This window comes from Micromonospora sp. ATA51 (assembly GCF_016802855.1).
Lineage (GTDB): Bacteria > Actinomycetota > Actinomycetes > Mycobacteriales > Micromonosporaceae > Micromonospora > Micromonospora sicca.
The window spans coordinates 1-1,211 of the sequence record NZ_JAEVHJ010000677.1; the positions used below are offsets into that span (position 1 = coordinate 1).

The 1,211-nt window shown below is 72.9% G+C and carries 1 protein-coding gene; it reads left to right on the forward strand.

Annotated elements, in window-relative coordinates; all coding sequences use genetic code 11:
• Positions 1-117: 117 nt before the first annotated feature.
• Positions 118-1,209, forward strand: coding sequence for a PLP-dependent cysteine synthase family protein (locus tag JNW87_RS38895; protein WP_109805124.1), 1,092 nt, complete (start codon positions 118-120; stop codon positions 1,207-1,209).
• Positions 1,210-1,211: the final 2 nt, after the last annotated feature.

Genomic DNA, 1,211 nt, shown 5'->3' on the forward strand with positions numbered 1-1,211 from the left:
CCCGGCTGGCGCTCGCGCTGACGCCGGTGGTCCGGGCCGCGGGCCGGGCCGGGCAGCGCCGGCAGCGCCGCCGGGTCGGCCCGAACCCGAGCTGACCTCGCTTGTAACGTTGCCGACGTGACACATCTGGACCGGTGCGACGAGGCAGGCCGGACGTGGGTGACCGAGGCGATCGCCACGGTCGAGGCCGACGCCAACCGGTCCGCCGACACCCACCTGCTGCCCTTCCCGCTGCCCCGCGAGTGGGGCATCGACCTCTACCTGAAGGACGAGTCGGTGCACCCCACGGGCTCGTTGAAGCACCGGCTCGCCCGGTCGCTCTTCCTCTACGGGCTCTGCAACGGCTGGATCGGCCCGGACACCACCATCGTCGAGGCCTCCTCCGGCTCGACCGCCGTCTCCGAGGCGTACTTCGCCCGGATGCTGGGGTTGCCCTTCATCGCGGTCATGCCCGCCTCCACCTCGCCCGAGAAGATCGCCCAGATCGAGTTCCAGGGCGGCCGCTGCCACCTGGTGCAGGACCCGGCCAAGGTGGTCATCGAGGCGCGCTGGCTCGCCGAGGACACCGGCGGGCACTACATGGACCAGTTCACCTACGCCGAGCGGGCCACCGACTGGCGGGGCAACAACAACATCGCCGAGTCGATCTACGCGCAGCTCGCCCTGGAGCGGCACCCCGTGCCGGCCTGGATCGTGGTGGGCGCCGGCACCGGCGGCACCAGCGCCACCATCGGCCGGTACGCCCGCTACCGGCGGCTGCCCACCAAGCTCTGCGTGGTCGACCCGGAGAACTCCGCCTTCTACCCGGCCTGGCAGGCCGGCGACTGGTCGGTGCGGACCGACCGCGGCTCCCGGATCGAGGGCATCGGCCGGCCGTCCGTCGAGGCGTCCTTCCTGCCCTCGGTGGTGGACCGGATGGTCCAGGTGTCGGACGCCGCCTCGCTGGCCGCCATGCGGGCCGGCTCGAGGGTGCTCGGCCGCCGGGTCGGCGGCTCGACCGGCACCAACCTGTGGGGCGCGTTCGGGCTGATCGCCGAGATGCTGGCGGTGGGGCGCACCGGTTCCGTGGTCACCCTCATCTGCGACGCCGGTGACCGGTACGTCGACACGTACTACGCCGACGACTGGGTGACCCGGCAGGGGCTGGACCTCGCCCCGCACCTCGCCACCATCGACCGCTTCCTGGCCACCGGCGCTTGGCCGGCCTGACC